General features: G+C 71.5%; 16 protein-coding genes. 3 read left to right on the top strand and 13 right to left on the bottom strand.

The annotated features are described in order from the left end of the window. Positions 1-162 precede the first annotated feature (162 nt). The 5 genes from ACIQMJ_RS15840 to ftsW all read right to left on the bottom strand — a co-directional run bounded on the left by ACIQMJ_RS15840 (position 163) and on the right by ftsW (position 5,506). Positions 163-675, bottom strand: coding sequence for a DinB family protein (locus tag ACIQMJ_RS15840; protein WP_499761679.1), 513 nt, complete (start codon positions 673-675; stop codon positions 163-165). A gap of 84 nt (positions 676-759) precedes the next feature. Further along, complete coding sequence (locus ACIQMJ_RS15835; protein ID WP_499761678.1) at positions 760-1,521, bottom strand: cell division protein FtsQ/DivIB; 762 nt, start codon at positions 1,519-1,521, stop codon at positions 760-762. After that, positions 1,518-2,915 carry a UDP-N-acetylmuramate--L-alanine ligase gene (murC, locus tag ACIQMJ_RS15830; protein WP_499761677.1) on the bottom strand — a complete coding sequence of 466 codons (1,398 nt, stop codon included), beginning with the start codon at positions 2,913-2,915 and terminating at the stop codon, positions 1,518-1,520. The genes ACIQMJ_RS15835 and murC overlap by 4 nt, the downstream gene beginning before the upstream one ends. Next, positions 2,912-4,015 carry an undecaprenyldiphospho-muramoylpentapeptide beta-N-acetylglucosaminyltransferase gene (gene murG, locus ACIQMJ_RS15825; protein WP_499761676.1) on the bottom strand — a complete coding sequence of 368 codons (1,104 nt, stop codon included), beginning with the start codon at positions 4,013-4,015 and terminating at the stop codon, positions 2,912-2,914. The genes murC and murG overlap by 4 nt, the downstream gene beginning before the upstream one ends. A gap of 42 nt (positions 4,016-4,057) precedes the next feature. After that, entirely contained in the window at positions 4,058-5,506 is a 1,449-nt protein-coding gene (gene ftsW, locus ACIQMJ_RS15820) for a putative lipid II flippase FtsW (protein ID WP_499761675.1), read from the bottom strand. Positions 5,507-5,638: 132 nt separating this feature from the next. On the opposite strand from ftsW, the gene ACIQMJ_RS15815 reads away from it, so the two are divergent. Together ACIQMJ_RS15815 and ACIQMJ_RS15810 are read left to right on the top strand one after the other, a co-directional pair. Beyond that, positions 5,639-6,127: a hypothetical protein gene (locus ACIQMJ_RS15815; RefSeq protein WP_499761674.1), complete on the top strand. Its 489-nt coding sequence runs from the start codon at positions 5,639-5,641 to the stop codon at positions 6,125-6,127. Then, the gene (locus ACIQMJ_RS15810) at positions 6,124-6,480 is read left to right on the top strand and encodes a hypothetical protein (RefSeq protein ID WP_499761673.1); all 357 of its coding nucleotides are present in this window, start codon (positions 6,124-6,126) and stop codon (positions 6,478-6,480) included. The genes ACIQMJ_RS15815 and ACIQMJ_RS15810 overlap by 4 nt, the downstream gene beginning before the upstream one ends. Before the next feature lie 10 nt (positions 6,481-6,490). On the opposite strand, the gene ACIQMJ_RS15805 is transcribed toward ACIQMJ_RS15810, so the two are convergent. After that, the gene (locus tag ACIQMJ_RS15805; RefSeq protein ID WP_499761672.1) at positions 6,491-6,721 is read right to left on the bottom strand and encodes a DUF397 domain-containing protein; all 231 of its coding nucleotides are present in this window, start codon (positions 6,719-6,721) and stop codon (positions 6,491-6,493) included. A gap of 19 nt (positions 6,722-6,740) precedes the next feature. Continuing rightward, positions 6,741-7,586 carry a helix-turn-helix domain-containing protein gene (locus ACIQMJ_RS15800; protein WP_499761671.1) on the bottom strand — a complete coding sequence of 282 codons (846 nt, stop codon included), beginning with the start codon at positions 7,584-7,586 and terminating at the stop codon, positions 6,741-6,743. Positions 7,587-7,688: 102 nt separating this feature from the next. Here ACIQMJ_RS15800 and ACIQMJ_RS15795 point away from each other — a divergent pair, with 102 nt between their 5' ends. Continuing rightward, entirely contained in the window at positions 7,689-7,979 is a 291-nt protein-coding gene (locus ACIQMJ_RS15795; RefSeq protein WP_499761670.1) for a hypothetical protein, read from the top strand. Here the strand turns inward: ACIQMJ_RS15795 and murD are convergent. The 6 genes from murD to ACIQMJ_RS15765 all read right to left on the bottom strand — a co-directional run bounded on the left by murD (position 7,967) and on the right by ACIQMJ_RS15765 (position 16,017). Beyond that, a complete protein-coding gene (gene murD / locus ACIQMJ_RS15790; RefSeq protein ID WP_499761669.1) occupies positions 7,967-9,331 on the bottom strand; it encodes a UDP-N-acetylmuramoyl-L-alanine--D-glutamate ligase in 1,365 nt (454 codons plus the stop codon). The two genes, ACIQMJ_RS15795 and murD, sit on opposite strands and share 13 nt — an antisense overlap. Before the next feature lie 2 nt (positions 9,332-9,333). Next, on the bottom strand, positions 9,334-10,422 hold the full coding sequence (gene mraY, locus ACIQMJ_RS15785; protein ID WP_141981410.1) for a phospho-N-acetylmuramoyl-pentapeptide-transferase: 1,089 nt from the start codon (positions 10,420-10,422) through the stop codon (positions 9,334-9,336). After that, on the bottom strand, positions 10,419-11,879 hold the full coding sequence (locus tag ACIQMJ_RS15780) for a UDP-N-acetylmuramoyl-tripeptide--D-alanyl-D-alanine ligase (protein WP_499761668.1): 1,461 nt from the start codon (positions 11,877-11,879) through the stop codon (positions 10,419-10,421). The genes mraY and ACIQMJ_RS15780 overlap by 4 nt, the downstream gene beginning before the upstream one ends. Continuing rightward, positions 11,876-13,405, bottom strand: a complete 1,530-nt coding sequence (locus tag ACIQMJ_RS15775; RefSeq protein WP_499761667.1) for a UDP-N-acetylmuramoyl-L-alanyl-D-glutamate--2,6-diaminopimelate ligase — start codon at positions 13,403-13,405, stop codon at positions 11,876-11,878. Before ACIQMJ_RS15775 ends, ACIQMJ_RS15780 begins: the two co-directional genes overlap by 4 nt. A gap of 136 nt (positions 13,406-13,541) precedes the next feature. Further along, positions 13,542-13,847 carry a hypothetical protein gene (locus tag ACIQMJ_RS15770; RefSeq protein ID WP_499761666.1) on the bottom strand — a complete coding sequence of 102 codons (306 nt, stop codon included), beginning with the start codon at positions 13,845-13,847 and terminating at the stop codon, positions 13,542-13,544. A gap of 259 nt (positions 13,848-14,106) precedes the next feature. Continuing rightward, the gene (locus ACIQMJ_RS15765) at positions 14,107-16,017 is read right to left on the bottom strand and encodes a peptidoglycan D,D-transpeptidase FtsI family protein (protein ID WP_499761665.1); all 1,911 of its coding nucleotides are present in this window, start codon (positions 16,015-16,017) and stop codon (positions 14,107-14,109) included. Between the last annotated feature and the right edge of the window lie 5 nt (positions 16,018-16,022).

The raw sequence follows: 16,022 nt of genomic DNA, 5'->3' as shown, positions 1-16,022 counted from the left end.
ACCACCGGTGTCACAGCCCGGACGGATCTCCACCCGGATTGAAACTCTCAACCAGAGGTTCAGAGTTATGTCAACCCCGTATGTTCCTGCTGGACGTTATGCATCGCGAATGCCTCGGTCCAGCAGCCACGCCGTGTTGTGTCCTGACCGGGTGAGCGGTCTCTACTCGCCGGTCACCCCGTCGAGCAGTTCCCGCACCACGTCCAGGTGCCCCGCGTGCCGACCCGTTTCCTCGATCATGTGGATCAGCACCCAGCGCGCCGAAAGCCGCTTGTCCCCGCGGAACACCACCTCGTGGTCGAGGTCGAGGCCCGCGACGAGTTCCCGACTCACCGCGCACTGCTCAGCGTAGTCGGCGATCAATCCCGAGATCGTCTCGCCCGGCTCGATGCGCCAATCGGCGTCCGGGTCCTCGCGGGTGTAGGGGGCGCGCGACGGCCGTCCCGACAGCGCCACCTCGAACCAGTAGTGCTCGACCCAGCGCAGGTGCTTGACAATGCCCGCAGCCGTGTTGAGCTGCGACGGGAGCACCGAACGGGCCGCGTCGGCGTCCGACAGCCCGGCGCACTTGAACTCGATGGTCCCGCGCAGGAAGTCGAGGAACCCGCACAGCAGCGCGCGTTCGTCGCCGGAGTACGGGAGTTCGATCCGGTTGTCCACCGGGGTCTGCGTCATCGTCGAAGTATCACCGGGGGACGGCGGCAGGACGACGGACTTTCGCGGATACGTCCTGTGGCGGGTTTCACCGCGTCGCGGTGTTTAGGAGACGGTCGGCAGCTCTGGGCTGGACACGTCGAACACGCTGCCCTTGCGGGTCAGCAGCACTTCCAGCACGGCGGCCTTGCGAGCGGTGTCGGCGGGCGAGCCCCAGCGCGCCTCGCGGCCACCGGCCAGGGTCAGCCGGACGTCCGACGGCGAGTCCGCGGTGACGCTGAGCACGTCCTGGCGCAACGACTCGGGGACCTGCGTGAGCACGGCCACCGCCGCGGGGAGCGCGTCCGGCGTCACCTTCAGCTCCGGCAGCCCGTCCGGCGGCTGCACGGCGGTCGCGTAGTCCTTGCCTGTCACGTCGACCAGGTGCACCCCTTCGGGGACCTTGATCACGGCGACCGGTTCGCGCTCGTCCACGGTGAGCCGCACGGTGCCGGGCACGACCCGTTCCACCTCGACGCCGGCGACGCGCGGCAGTGCGCGGACCCGCGCGGCGACCGCGTCGACGTCCAGCCGCACCAGCGGCGTGCCGGGTTCGATCGCGGCGGCGGCGCGGACCTCGTCGCCGGTCAGGTTGGCGGTGCCCAGCACCTCGACGTCGCGGACGCCGAGCGCGGGCGTGAACCAGACCGTGCAGACGACGACGGTCACCACGAGCATGCCGAGGATCGCGCCCACCCGGCGGCGGACCACCTTGCGCCGGTACAGGTCGGCCCGCGTGGGTCGGCGGGACGGGCGGCGGCGCGCCGCCGCCGGGCGGGGACCCGGGTGGGCCCCGCCCGAACGACGACGCGGCGCCTGCGTGCTCATGCCTTGTCCAGTTCCCCGACGATCTCCGGCCCGAGCATGGTCACGTCGCCCGCGCCCATGGTCACCACCAGGTCGCCTTCCGAGACCATGCTCGCGACCAGCGCGGGCACGCGGTCGAACGACGGCTCGTAGACGACCTTGCCGACGTCCAGCGACACCAGGCCCGACAGCAGCGCCCCGCTGACGCCCGGCTCCGGCTCCTCGCGTGCGCCGTACACGTCGAGCACCACGACCGCGTCGGCCGTGCTGAGCGCGGCGGCGAACTCCTCGGCGAACAGCCGGGTCCGCGAGTACAGGTGCGGCTGGAACACCACGACCAGCTTGCCGTCGCCCGCGACCGGTCGGGCCGCGGCGATCTGGGCGGCGACCTCGGTGGGGTGGTGGGCGTAGTCGTCGTAGACCCGCACGCCCCTGGCCTGGCCCTTGAACTCGAACCGCCGCCGCACCCCGCCGAACGCGGCCAGCCCCGCCAGCACGCCCTCGCGGTCCGCGCCCAGTTCCAGCGCGGCGATCAGGGCGGCGATGGCGTTGCCCGCCATGTGCTCGCCGGGCACGGCGACGCGCACGTCCAGCACCTCGCCGTCCAGCTCGACCCTGGCCACACCGCCGGAGTCGGCGGGCCGGTAGTCGACCAGGCGGACCGAGCCGGGGCCGGTGGCCGTGCGGCCGTACGCGCGGACCCGGATGCCGAGCTTGGCGGCCCGTTCGGCCAGCGCCGCCGAGCCCGGGTCGTCCGCGCACGCGATCAGCACGCCGTCGGGCCGGATGCGCTCCAGGAACGAGTCGAACACCGCCACGTACGCCTCGACGGTGCCGTGGTGGTCGAGGTGGTCGGCCTCGACGTTGGTCACGACCGCGACCGACGGCGAGAAGTAGAGGAACGAGCCGTCGCTCTCGTCGGCCTCGGCGACGAACACTCCACCGGTGCCCTGGTGGGCGTTCGCGCCGGACTCGTTGAGGTCGCCGCCGATCGCGAACGACGGGTCCATGCGGCAGTGCTGCAAGGCGACGGTGAGCATCGAGGTGGTGGACGTCTTGCCGTGCGTGCCGGCGACGCAGGCCACCCGGTGGTCGAGCATCAGCGCGGCCAGCGCTTCGGCCCGCCGCAGCACGACCGCGCCGCGGGCGCGCGCCTCCACCAGCTCCGGGTTGTCCTCGCGGATCGCGGTGGACACCACGACCGCGGTCGGTCCGCCGGGCAGCTGGTCGAGGTTCGCGCCGGCGTGGCCGATCGCGATCGCCGCGCCCTGCGCCCGCAGCGCCAGCACCGTGCGCGAGTCCTTGGCGTCCGAGCCGGACACCTGCGCGCCCCGGGCCAGGAGGATCCGCGCGATGCCGCTCATACCCGCCCCGCCGATGCCGACGAGGTGCACTCGGTCCAGGACGTTGCTCACTTCTTGATCACCTCGAGCACCATGCGGGCCAGCACCTCGTCCGCCTCGCGGTGGCCGGTGCTCAGCGTGGCCGTGGTCATCGCGGCCAGCCGGTTGCGGTCGGACACCAGCGGGACGACGTTCGCCGAGATCCACTCCGGCGTCAGCTGGTCGTCGGGCACCAGCAGACCGCCGCCCGCGGCGACCACGGGGCCCGCGTTGAGCGACTGCTCGCCGTTGCCGATCGGCAGCGGCACGAACACCGCGGGCAGGCCGACGGCGGACACCTCGGCCACGGTCATCGCGCCGGACCGGCACAGCACCGCGTCGGCCGCCGCGTAGGCCAGGTCCATCCGGTCCAGGTAGGGCACCGGCACGTACGGCGGCGCACCGGGCACCGACTGCACCGCGACGGTGTTCTTGGGGCCGTGCGCGTGCAGCACCGCGATGCCGGCCTGGGCGAACGCGGGCGCGGCGCCCGACACGGCGTTGTTGATCGACCGCGCGCCCTGCGACCCGCCGAACACCAGCAGCGTCGGCGCGGTCGGGTGCAGCCCGAAGTGGGCGCGGGCCTGCTGGCGCAGCTCGGCGCGCTTGAGCGAGGTGATCGAGTAGCGCAGCGGGATGCCGATGATCTCGGCGTCGGTCAGGCCCGAGTCGGGCACGGCGGCGGCGACCCGTTCGGCGAACTTCGCGCCGACCTTGTTGGCCAGGCCGGCCTTGGCGTTGGCCTCGTGCACCACGATCGGCACCCGGCCGCGGGCGGCGAGGTAGGCGGGCAGCGCGACGTAGCCGCCGAAGCCGACCACGACGTCCGCGCGGACCCGTTCCAGCACCTCGCGCGTGTGCTTCACCGCGCCGCGGACCCGCAGCGGCAGCTTGAGCAGATCGGGCGTCGGCTTGCGCGGCATCGGCACCGGCGGGATCAGCTCCAGCGGGTAGCCGCGGGCGGGCACGAGCCTGGTCTCCAGGCCGCGCTCCGTGCCGAGCGCGACGACCCGCGCGTCGGGCCGAAGCCGCATGACCGCGTCGGCCAGGGCCAGGGCTGGCTCGATGTGCCCGGCGGTGCCGCCTCCGGCGACCACCACGCACGGTCCGGCCTGCTGGGGAACCCCGGTCACGCATTTCCTCCTCGCGTCGATGTACCGCTCACACCGGTACCGCTAACGCCCGTCACGCCGCCTGGACCGCGCGTCCCGGTCCTGGCCGGCCTTTCGGGATTCGCGACGACGGTACTCCGACGGCGGAGCGTGACGGCCGGCCATCCTCCGCTCGTCCACGGGCGGGGGCGCGGCCTTGCGCGTGCGGGGCGGCGGTGACGGTCGCACGGGGCGGCGCTTGGGCGGCGGCTTGTAGACCACGGGCGCGGGCAGCTTCAGCACCCCGCCCACCCGACCTGGCCCGAGCGACCGCAACGCCGAGACCGCTTCCGGCTCGTGCCGCGCGCAGTTGGCGAGGATGCCGAAGACGAACATCGTGGTGACGACCGACGTGCCGCCGGAGGAGATCATCGGCAACGTGATGCCGGTGACCGGCAGCAACCGCACGACGTAGCCGATGTTGATCGCGGCCTGCGCGACCAGCCACACCGTCAGGGTCGCGGACACGATGCGGATCCACGGGTCGGTGTTGCGCGCCGCGATCCGCAGGCCGACCACGGTGAGCAGGGCGAACAGGCCCAGCACCAGCACGCAGCCGATGAAGCCCAGCTCCTCGCCGATGACGGCGAAGATGAAGTCGCTGTGCACGTTCGGCAGGTAGCGCCACTTCGAGCTGCCGTTGGTGAGGCCCTTGCCGAAGAACCCGCCCTCCGCCAGCGCGTACATCGCCTGCAACGCCTGGAGGCCCGAGCCCTGCGGGTCCGCCTCCGGGTTCAGGAAGGTCTGCACGCGTTCCAGCCGGTAGTCCGCGCCGAGCGCCAGCACCAGCGCGCCGGTGACCGCGCCGATCGCGATGATCCCGAAGATCCGCGCCGGCGCGCCGACGAACCACAGCAGGCTGATCAGCACGACACCGAGCGTGATCGTCCCGCCGAGGTCGGGTTGCAGCATCACCAGCGCGAACACCAGCATCGCCACCGGGACGACCGGGACCAGCAGGTGCCGGTACTGGTCCAGCAGGGCGCGCTTGGTGACCAGGACGTGCGCGCCCCACAGGGCGAGGGCGAGCTTGGCCGGTTCGATCGGCTGGAACGAGGCCGGTCCGACCTTGAACCAGGACTGCGCGCCGAAGTCGGTCGTCCCGAGCGGGGTGAGGACGAGGACCAGGAGGATCACGCAGACCAGCATCGCCATCGTGCTGCCGTGCCGGATCGTGCGCAGCGGTATGCGCAGGACGACGAGGAAGACGATCGCGCCGACACCCACGTACAGCAGTTGCTTCTTGAACACGCTGTAGGCCGACGCGCCCACCGCCACCTCGCCCGGCGCGGACGCGGACAGCACCATGATCAGGCCGAGCACGGTCAGCACGCCGAAGATCGCGAGCAGCAGGTGGAAGTCCGCCAGCGGACGGCCGAGCCAAGCGGTCAACGACGTCCGCACCGCGACCGCGCGCTTGCGCTGCGCCCTGGGCGGTCGCTCCCCCACCGGCTTCCGGTCCACCGCAGTCATGCGCCCATCGTCTCCCGCGCGGCCCGGCGAAACCCGCCAATCGGCCGCGTGTCGCCCAACGCGACCGCGATCACGGTCGATCACCCGTGCAGGTAGATGACACCACTGCGAGTTTCAAGGTAGTTTGCAACTATGCCCATACCGGCGTCCGAGATCAACTTCAGCGACCTGTCGAACAAGCCGGCCGACTCCGTGCGCAAGCTCCAGGAGTCGCCGAGCCGGACGCTGCTCGTGCACCGCCGCGGTGATGAAGAGGACCTGGTGCTCACCACGGTCAGCAGGGCCGAAGAGGTGCGCGAGGTCATCTCGACCACGACCGCCCTCTTCGTGGCTCTGATGCAGCACAGCGAGAGCGTTCGGGAACTCGTCACAGACGTGATGCCCAAGGCGTTCCCTTGGGTGCGATTCCTGCCGCGCGAGGACATGCAGGCGTTCGTCGTGGAGCTGGTGGAAACGTTGGAGGCGGCCGACTCGTTGGGCACCCCGGCTCCGGTCACGCAGCTCATCAGCGAGTGGCAGCACACCGCCGAGGTGCACGCCGATCCGCGGCTCCTCGTGATGCTGCAGCAGGACGGCGAGGACCACGGTGACGTTCCCGCACCAGGAGCAGCTTCCACGTGAGCCCGAAGAAAGGCGACCCGGTCGCCCCGCCGACCGTGGGCGCGGAGTGGCGCATCCGCTTCGCCACCAATGACGCGATCAAGGGCTGGCACGACCTGGAAACCCGGGCGGAGGAGAACTTGCGCAGGGCCTGGGACGTCATGCGCCACGATCCCGGTCCCGGACGGGGCAAGCCCACCAACCGGCACCACCAGCTCAAGGGCGGACTGGCCACCGGCACGCAAGGCGGCCGATCCTTGCCCCGCTGGCAGATCGAGGTGACCGGCGGTGACCGCATCTGGTACCTGTTGGACGTGGACAAGCGAACCGTGTGGGTGCAGTACGCCGGCGCGCACCCCAAGGCGACCGACTAGACCCAGCCCGCTAGCCGTGCCGCTTCACGCCGGCCAGGAAGCTCGCCATGGCCCGGCCGTCGAACTCCAGGACCGGCCCGGCGGCGTTCTTGCTGTCCCGGACCCGGAACGCGTCGGCCGAAACGGCCACTTCAACGCAGTTGCCCGTACCGTTGCTACGGCTGCTCTTTCGCCACACGGCCACCTCGACACACGCGCCAGCGCCATTGCTCCGGCTGCCCTTGCGCCAATCCGACCACATCGCGTTCTCCTCAGGCAGGCTAGAGGTCTTCGATCACCCGCCTGATCAGCGCAACCGACTCCTGCGGGTCGAGCGCCGTGGCACGCAGATGATCCAACACCAGGCTATACCGCTCGACCTCGGCCTCCTCGTCCAAATAGAGCCCGCCGGTCAGGTTGTCGATGTAGACCACACTCGGGAAGTCGACGAACTTCAGCAGGTGGAAGGCGGTACCCATCGCCATGTGCTGCCCCTTGCCGAAGGGCAGCGCTTGGAGCGTCACGTTCGGCAGTTCGGCCAGCTTGAGCAGGTGGGCGAGCTGAGCCTCATGTACCTCCCGGTCGCCGACGATCCGGCGAAGCGAAGCTTCATCGAGAATCGCCCAAACCGACAGCGAACCGTCTTCAACCCGACGTTGTCGCGTCTGGCGCAGCTCGGCGCGCTTGTCGATGACCTCATCGGTCGCATCAGGTGCGTATGCCCTCATCACCCAGCGGGCATAGGCCGGCGTTTGGAACAGGCCCGGGATGAGGTCGATCTCGAAGATGTTGACCGCCGTGGCCTCGGACTCCAGGACCACGTACTCGGAGAACCAGTCGAACAGGACATCGCCGTACACGTGCCACCAGCCGCGCTTCTTGGCGACCTTGGCCAGCCGCAACAGCCAAGCGGTCTTCTCGGGAGTCGCCCCGTAGAGCTCGGCCAGCGCCCGGGTGTCTACTATGGACACACCGGTGTACGCCGATTCGATGCGGCTGATCTTCGACTTCGAGTAACCCAGGTTCTCGACCACGTCATCGAAGTCGAGCCCTGCCTCCTCACGGAGCTGGGTCAGCGCGCTCGCGAGGACGCGCCGCCGGACTCCCGGGCCTTGGTTCTGCGGCATGGGGCGACAGTAGCGGGGATCAGGCCCACTGATCGGGTGAACTTCTGCGGATACGCAGATTGCCGTGTTGCACTGCGGCCCGATGAGGTGCACCTTTGCCCCATGATCTCCGCTGCGCTCGCTCGCGCCCACCACCTGCTGAACCAGGACATGCTCGGCTACCTGGACACCGTCGAGCTGCTCACCAACGAGCACGACACCGACGACGAGACCGTCCTCGCCGTCGCACGCACCGAAGTCCCCCGCCTGGTCGCCGCCCTGCGCGCCACCCTCGCCACGCACAAAGCCGACGCCTCCGGCGACTGCCCCGCCTGCCGCACCGCCTGGCCGTGCGCCGTGATCGACTCCGGCCACGCCTACCTGAAGGACCCGGACAGCATCTACTCGGCGTGACCGGCGATGTCCAGCACCGCGTCGGTGAACGCCTGACCGCGGTGGGCGTAGTCGGTGAACATGTCCATCGACGCGGCGGCCGGGGCGAGCACCACGGCGTCCCCCGGCTTCGCCATCGCACGGGCCTCGCGCACGGCGTCGGCCATGGAGCCCTCGTCCAACACCACCACGGGCACCGACGGCACGTGCCGGGCCAGCGCCGACGCGATCACCGAACGGTCCGCGCCGATCAGCACCGCCCCGCGCAGCCGATGACCCTCATCCCGCACCAGCTCGTCCACCGACGCGCCCTTGAGCAGCCCACCGGCCAACCACACGACGCTCCCATGCGACCGCAACGACGCCGCCGCCGCGTGGGGGTTGGTGGCCTTCGAATCGTTGACGTACGAAACCCCGTCCACCGTCGCCACGAGCACGGCCCGGTGCGCGCCCGGCGTGAAGTCGCGCAACCCCTGGGCCACCGCCGCCGCGGACACGCCGTGCGCACGGGCCAGAGCCGCCGCCGCGAGGGCGTCGGCGATACCGGGAGGTCCACCGGGATGAACGTCGGCGACCGGCAGCAGCACCTCGTCGGACGGCCCGAACGCCCGGTCGACCAACTGCCCGTCGAGCACCCCGAGCTGGCCTTCCTCCGGCGACCCGAGGGTGAACCCGACGTGCGCGGCGGCCGGGGAGGCGGCCAGCAGCTCCGCCACCACGGGGTCGTCCACCCCGCCGACGGCGACCTCACCGGTCAGCACGCCGGCCTTCGCCGTCGCGTACGCCTCGAACGTGCCGTGCCAGTCCAGGTGGTCCTCGGCCAGGTTCAGCAGCACCCCGGCGAACGGCCGCACGGACGGCGACCAGTGCAGCTGGAAGCTCGACAGCTCCACCGCCAGCACCCGCCGCCCGGCCAGCAGCGCGTCCACCACGGGCAGCCCGACGTTCCCGCACGCCACCGCGTCGATGCCCGCCGCGCGCAGGATCGACTCCAGCATCCCGACCGTCGTGGTCTTGCCGTTCGTCCCGGTCACCGCGAGCCACGTCGGCGGGTCGGCCAGCTCCAGGCCCATCCGCCAGGCCAGCTCGACCTCGCCGATCACCTCGATCCCCGCCGCCGTCGCCGCAGCCGGCAGCGGGCTGGACGGCCGCCACCCGGGGCTGGTCACGACCAGGTCCGTCCCCGAGGGCGGCGACACCAGCCCGGGGGTCAGCGTCACGCCGGGCAGGAGCTGTTCCAGCGCGGCGAGCCGGTCGGCCGAGCCGTCGGTCACCGTGACGACCGCGTCCGCCGCCAGCAACGCCTCCGCCGCGGACCTACCGGTCACCCCGGCGCCGGCCACGAGGACGTGACGACCTGCGAGGAATCCCATCGTCAGCTCTCGACCGCGGTCAGCCACTCGCTGTAGAACAGGCCGAGCCCGAGCATGCAGCACATGCCCGCGAGCAGCCAGAACCGGATGATCACCGTGGTTTCCGCCCACCCGGCGAGTTCGAAGTGGTGGTGGAACGGCGCCATGCGGAACAACCGCCGTCTCGACGTGCGGAACACCGCGACCTGGAGCACCACCGACAGCGCCTCGACCACGAACAGACCGCCGATGACGACCATCAGCAGCTCGGTGCGGGTGGCGATGGACAGGCCGGCGACCAGGCCGCCCAGCGCGAGCGAGCCCGTGTCACCCATGAAGATCTTGGCGGGCGCGGCGTTCCACCACAGGAAGCCGATGCAGCCGGCCATCGCGGCGGCGGCCACCAGCGCCAGGTCCAGCGGGTCGCGCACGTCGTAGCAGCCGGCCACGAGCAGGTTCGAGCAGTTGTAGCGGAACTGCCAGAAGCTGATCACCACGTAGGTGCCGAGCACCATCGCGGACGTGCCGCCGGCCAGGCCGTCGAGGCCGTCGGTCAGGTTCACGGCGTTGGACCAGGCGCTGATCGCGGCGTAGCAGAACACCACGAACCCGACGACGCCGAACGACACCACCGTGATGTCACGGACGAACGACAGGTGCACCGAGGCGGGGGTGAACCCCTCCTTGTTCGGGAACTGCATCACCAGCACCGCGAAGATGATCGTGGCGACGAACTGGCCGACGAGCTTCGCGGTCTTGTTCAGGCCCAGGTTGCGCTGCTTGCGGATCTTGATGAAGTCGTCGAGGAAGCCGACGATGCCCAGCGACGTGGTCAGCATCAGCACCAGCAGGCCGGACGCGCTGGGCGTCTGGTCCTGCGCGGACGCCGACATGGAGTTCACCAGGTGCGCGCCGAGGTAGCCCGCCCACATCGCGACCAGGATCGCGACGCCACCCATGGTGGGCGTGCCGCGCTTGGTCTTGTGGCTCTGCGGCCCCTCTTCGCGGATCTCCTGGCCGAAACCCTGCCGGGAGAAGATCTTGATCAGGTACGGCGTCAGCATGATCGACGTGATCAGGGCGATGGCCGCCGCGATCAGGATGCTCTTCACTTGCTGCCCGCCTCCAGGAGAGCCTCGGCAACCCGCCACAGGCCGTATGAGTTGGATGCCTTCACCAGGACGACGTCACCGGGCCGCACCTGGTCGCGCAGCAGCTCGACGGCCGCCGTCACGTCGGGCACCAGAATCGCTTCTTCGCCCCAAGATCCTTCCAGGTGCGCCCCTTGGTGCATCGCGCGGGCGTCCTGTCCGACCACGACCAGCTTGTTGATGTCCAGGCGGACCGCGAGCCGGCCGATCTCGTCGTGCGCGCGGATCGAGTCCGCGCCCAGCTCGGCCATCGGGCCCAGCACCGCCCAGCTGCGGCGGGCGGGCGTCGCGGACCGGGAGATCGTCGCGAGCGACTTCAGCGCCGCGCGCACCGACTCCGGGTTGGCGTTGTACGCGTCGTTGATGACCGTCACACCGTCAGGACGTTCGGAGACCGCCATGCGATGCGCGGAGACCCGTTCGGCGTTGCCGAGGCTCGCCGCGACCTGCTCCGGCGTCGCGCCGAGCTCCAGCGCGATCGCGGCGGCGGTGAGGGCGTTGCCGACCTGGTGCGGGCCGTGGACGGCCAGGCGCACCTCCGCCTCGCCCTGGGGCGCGACGAGCGTGAACCGGGCGCGGGCCTGCTCGTCCAGCACGATGTCCTTGGCGCGGACCTGCGCGGACGGGTTCTCGCCGACGAGGACCACCTTGGCCTTCGTGCGGTCGGCCATGCCCGCGACGAGCGGGTCGTCGGCGTTGAGCACGGCGATGCCGTCCTCGGACAGCGCCTCGACCAGCTCGCCCTTGGCCAGGGCGATGTTCTCCCGCGAGCCGAACTCGCCGACGTGGGCGCTGCCGACGTTCAGCACCGCGCCGACCCGCGGCACGGCGACCTTGCACAGCTCGGCGATGTGCCCGATGCCGCGGGCGCTGAGCTCCAGCACCAGGAACCGGGTGTCCTCGTCGGCGCGCAACGCCGTCCACGGGTGGCCGAGCTCGTTGTTGAACGACCCCGGTGGCGCGATGGTCTCGCCGAGCGGTGCGAGCACCTGGGCGATGAGGTCCTTGGTGGAGGTCTTGCCGGACGAGCCCGTCACGCCGATGACGGTCAGGTTCTCCAACCGGTCGGTGACGTGCCGGGCGAGCTTGGCCAGCGCCGCCAGCACGGCCGCGCCCGCGCCGTCGGTGTCGCCGGACAGCACGTAGGCGTTGCCGGCCTCCCGGTCGACGGGGGGCGCGATGACGGCGGGGGCGTCGACCGCGCGGCCCGCCAGCACACCGACCGCGCCCCGGGCGACGGCGGCGGCGGCGAAGTCGTGGCCGTCGACCCGGGCGCCGGGCAGCGCCAGGAACAGGCCGCCGGGCGTCACCTCGCGGGTGTCGAACTCGACGCTGCCGGTGACGACCTCGTCGCCGGTGGCCTGGTGCAGGGTGCCGCCGACGACCTCGGCGATCTCGGCGAGGCTGAGCTGGATCACCGGGTGGCTCCTCTGATCGCTTCGGTCAGTGCGTCCACGTCGGAGAACGGGTGCACGACACCCGCGACCTCCTGGCCGGTCTCGTGGCCCTTGCCCGCGACCACGACGACGTCGCCGGTGCGCGCGAGGGACACGGCGTGCTCGATGGCGCGACGGCGGTCGCCGACCTCCACGACCTCGCCGCGCTCGTCGTCCGGCACGGCCAGCGCGCCGTGCAGCATCGCGGCCCGGATCACGGCCGGGTCCTCGCTGCGCGGGTTGTCGTCGGTGACGACCAGGACGTCGCTGCGGCGCGCGGCCTCCTCGCCCATCAGGGGGCGCTTGGCCGTGTCGCGGTCACCGCCGCAACCCAGGACCGTGATGACCCGGCCGGTGGCGCGGGCGCGGACGGCGTCGAGGGCGAGCGCGACGGCGGCGGGCTTGTGCGAGTAGTCCACGACGGCGGTGAAGTCCTGGCCCTCGTCCACGCGCTGCATGCGGCCGGGCACCTGGACGTCGCGCAGGCCGTCGCGGATGGCGTCGAGGTCGACGCCCTGGGAGCGCAGGCAGGCGATGGCGAGCAGGGCGTTGGCGACGTTGAAGTCACCGGGCAGGCTGAGCCGCACGTCGAGCGTGACGCCGTCCGGGCCGTGCGCGGTGAACGTCTGCTCGCCCGTGGCCGAGACGGTGACGTCGGTGGCCGTCCAGTCTGCGGGCTTGGTGGTCGCGACCGTGACGGTGGCGTCCTTGACCAGGCGCGGACCCCACTCGCCGTCCACGCAGACCACCTCGGTGCGGGCCCGGCCGTCGAACAGCTCGGCCTTGGTCCGGAAGTAGTCCTCCATGTCCGGGTGGAAGTCCAGGTGGTCCTGCGAGAGGTTGGTGAACGCGCCGACCGCGAACCCGACGCCGCCGACCCGGCCCAGGCGCAGCGCGTGGCTGGAGACCTCCATGGCCACGTCCGTGGTGCCGCACTCGACCATCACGGCCAGCAACGCCTGGAGGTCCGGGGCCTCGGGGGTGGTCAGGGCGCTGTCGAGGCGGTCGCCCGCGACGCGCGTCTCCACCGTGCCGATGAGGCCGGTGGTGCGGCCGGCCGCGCGCAGCGCCGAGTCGATCATGTAGCTGGTGGTGGTCTTGCCGGACGTGCCGGTCACGCCCCACACGGCGAGCTTGGTGGACGGGTCGCCGTAGACCCGTGACGCGAGCCGTCCCAGCACCGCGCGGGGGTCCGGGTGCACCAGCACGGGCACGCCGTGGACCTTCTCCGCGCCCTCGGCGTCGGTCAGCACGGCCACCGCGCCGTGCTCGACGGCCTGGGCGGCGAAGTCGGCGCCGTGCACCCGCGTGCCGGGCAGCGCGGCGAACAGGTCGCCGGGCCGCACGTGCTGAGCGCGCAACGTCACGCCGCTGACCTGGACGTGCGCCCGGTCGGGGGCGGTCAGGCGCGCGTCGACCGTCGTGGCGAGCTCGGACACGGCAACGGGCTGGGTGCGGGAAGGGCGAGGCGAAGCGGTCGCGACCTTGCCCTCTAGCTTGGCAGGCACGCGCGGAAGGCTACCGGCGCACGGAGAGTGGTCATCCGGCACGTCCACTCCGGACCGGTTTCCGCAGCCCGCCCCGCCACCGAACCTGAATTGTTTTGCGCATTGGTGGGGGTGGCGGCGGGTGGAACGGCGTGGATCAGCAGTCGCCCCGGAACGCGACGGCGGTTTTCCGGGCGGCGGTCACCCGGTCGTCGGTCAACGCCGCGATCGCCTCGGCAGCGGGCACGCCGTCCAGGAGCTTGCGCTTCGACTCGGCCGCCGCCAGGGCGACCGTGCGGAAGTGCCCGCCCACGTCCGGGTGGTCGGACAGGAACACCCCGTGCACCGCCATGCTGTGCACGTAGACGCTCACCGTCCGCCGCTCCTCCGGCGTCTCCCCGGCCGCCGGCGCGAACCTGGCCAGGTCGAACGACGATCCGGCGGCCACCGCGAACGCGTTCACGTCCGAGCACAGCTCGACGAGCGATTCACCGATCGGCGACGGTGACGCGGACGACGATGCGAACGAAGACGCCGGCACTTCGGCGGCGGAACCGGAGCGGGCAGCGGCGGGATCGGCAGGGGAACCGGACCCGCACGCCACCACCGCGACCACCGCCGCACCCGTCGTCGCCGCCGACATCGCCCGGCCGAGTCTTCCCGTGCCGAGGACCGTATTGGCCGGGCGGACCCGTCCGGCCGCCCTTGGCAGGAACCGGCCGCTAGTGCACCAGCGGCACGATCGGGCTCTGCTCCGCCGACATCGGGATCTGGTAGCGCTGGGTCAGGTACGAGGCGATGTCGTGGAACAGCGGCGCGGCCGACTGGGGGCTCTGGGTCGGGTTGTCGAGCATGATGCCGACGACGAACCGGGGGTTGTCGGCGGGCAGGATGCCGGCGAACGTGATCCAGTACTGCGAGCTGCTGTAGCAGTCGCACTTCGGGTCGATCTGCTGCGCCGTCCCCGTCTTGCCGCTGATCTGGTACCCCGGCAGCGCCGCGGGCACCCCCGTGCCGCTCTGCGCGGACGAGTTCGGCCCCGGCACGTGCTGCGTCACCGCGCGGAACATGTCGCGGACCGTCTTGGCCGTCTGCGGCGACACGACCCGTTCCGTCTCCGCCGGCTCGATCTCCTTGCGGCTGCCGTCGGCCGACACCTCGGCGCGCACGATCCGCGGCGCGATGCGCACGCCGTCGTTCGCGATCGCCTGGTACATCCCGGTCATCTGCAACAACGTCATGCTCAGGCCCTGGCCGATCGGCAGGTTGCCGAACGTCGACCCGGACCACTGGTTCAGCGGCGGCACGTAGCCGGGCTCCTCGCCGGGCAGCCCCGACTGGGTCCGCTCGCCCAGGCCGAACTTGCGCAGCATCTCGGAGTACCGGTCCTGGCCGATCTTCTGCGCCGTCATCAGCGTGCCCACGTTGGACGAGCGCGCGAACACGCCGGTGAACGTCATGTCCAGCGGGCCGTGCTCCCACCAGTCGCCGATCACCCGGTCGGCGACCTTGATGTTGTCGTCGACCCGCAGCACGCTGTCCGGCTGGTAGATGCCGTCCTCGATGGCCGTCGCCGCGGTCACCAGCTTGTTCACCGAACCCGGCTCGAACACCGAGGTGACCGCGATGTTGCGCAGCTGGTCCTCGCTCGCCCGGCCGAAGTCGTTCGGGTCGAACGTCTTGTCGTTGGCCATGGCCAGGATCTCGCCGGTGCGGCGGTCCAGCACCACCGCGGACCCGCTGCGCGCCGCCGTCCTGGTCGTGTAGTCGGTGACCATGCGCTGCAACGCGTACTGCGTGTCCACGTCGAGCGTCAGCTCCAGGCTCTTGCCCGGGACGGCGGCGGCCAGCTCGCGCGAGCGGTCCGGGCCGGGGATGACGACTTCGTCGTTGCCCTGCATGGTGTCCACGACCCGCTGCCCGCTGCTGCCGCCGAGCAGGTTGTCCTGCGCGATCTCCAGCCCCAGCAGGCCGTGCGTGGCGGGCGGTTCGGCGTCCTTGCGCCAGTTCGCCGCGCCGATGATGTTCGACGCCAGCTCGCCGTTCGGGTAGACGCGCACGGCCCGGTACTCCGAGCCGATGTCGTAGTACTTCTCGGTGATGATCGCAGCCTTGGCCGGGTCGACGTTGTCCACCAGCTCGACGTAGGTGGTGTCCCGGGAGAGCTTCGCGAGCATGGTGTCCCGGTCGGTCTTCTGCCCGGCGACCTCCTTGCCCAGCGTCTGCTCGATGAACGCCGCGATGGCGGCGATGCGGTCCTCGAAGCTGCCGATGTCCGGGTCGGCCTCCAGCGCCTGCGCCCACTCCTGGCGCATCCGGTGCGGCACGACGTAGAGCGCGCGCGCCTCCACGCTGAACGCGAGCTGGTTGCCGTTGCGGTCCAGGATCGAGCCGCGCGGCGCCGGGATGTCGATCTTGGTGGCGCGCTGCTTCTCGGCCTGCGCCGACAGCGCCTCGGCCTGGAAGCCCTGCACCTGCACCAGCTTGACCCCGGCCAGCAGCAACGCGCCGACCAGCAGCAACCGACCCACCACGAGGCGGACCCGGCTGTTGCCGCCGCGTCGTCGGCGGGGGGCGGGCCCCCGGACGGACAACGGGCGTCGCACGGGCCTGCCCCGGCTGGGCCCCGGCATCACTG

The sequence above is a fragment of the Actinosynnema sp. NPDC091369 genome, from assembly GCF_044757065.1.
Lineage (GTDB): Bacteria > Actinomycetota > Actinomycetes > Mycobacteriales > Pseudonocardiaceae > Actinosynnema.
Note: the sequence above shows the minus strand (reverse complement) of the source record. Positions and strands in the feature narration are given on the sequence as shown.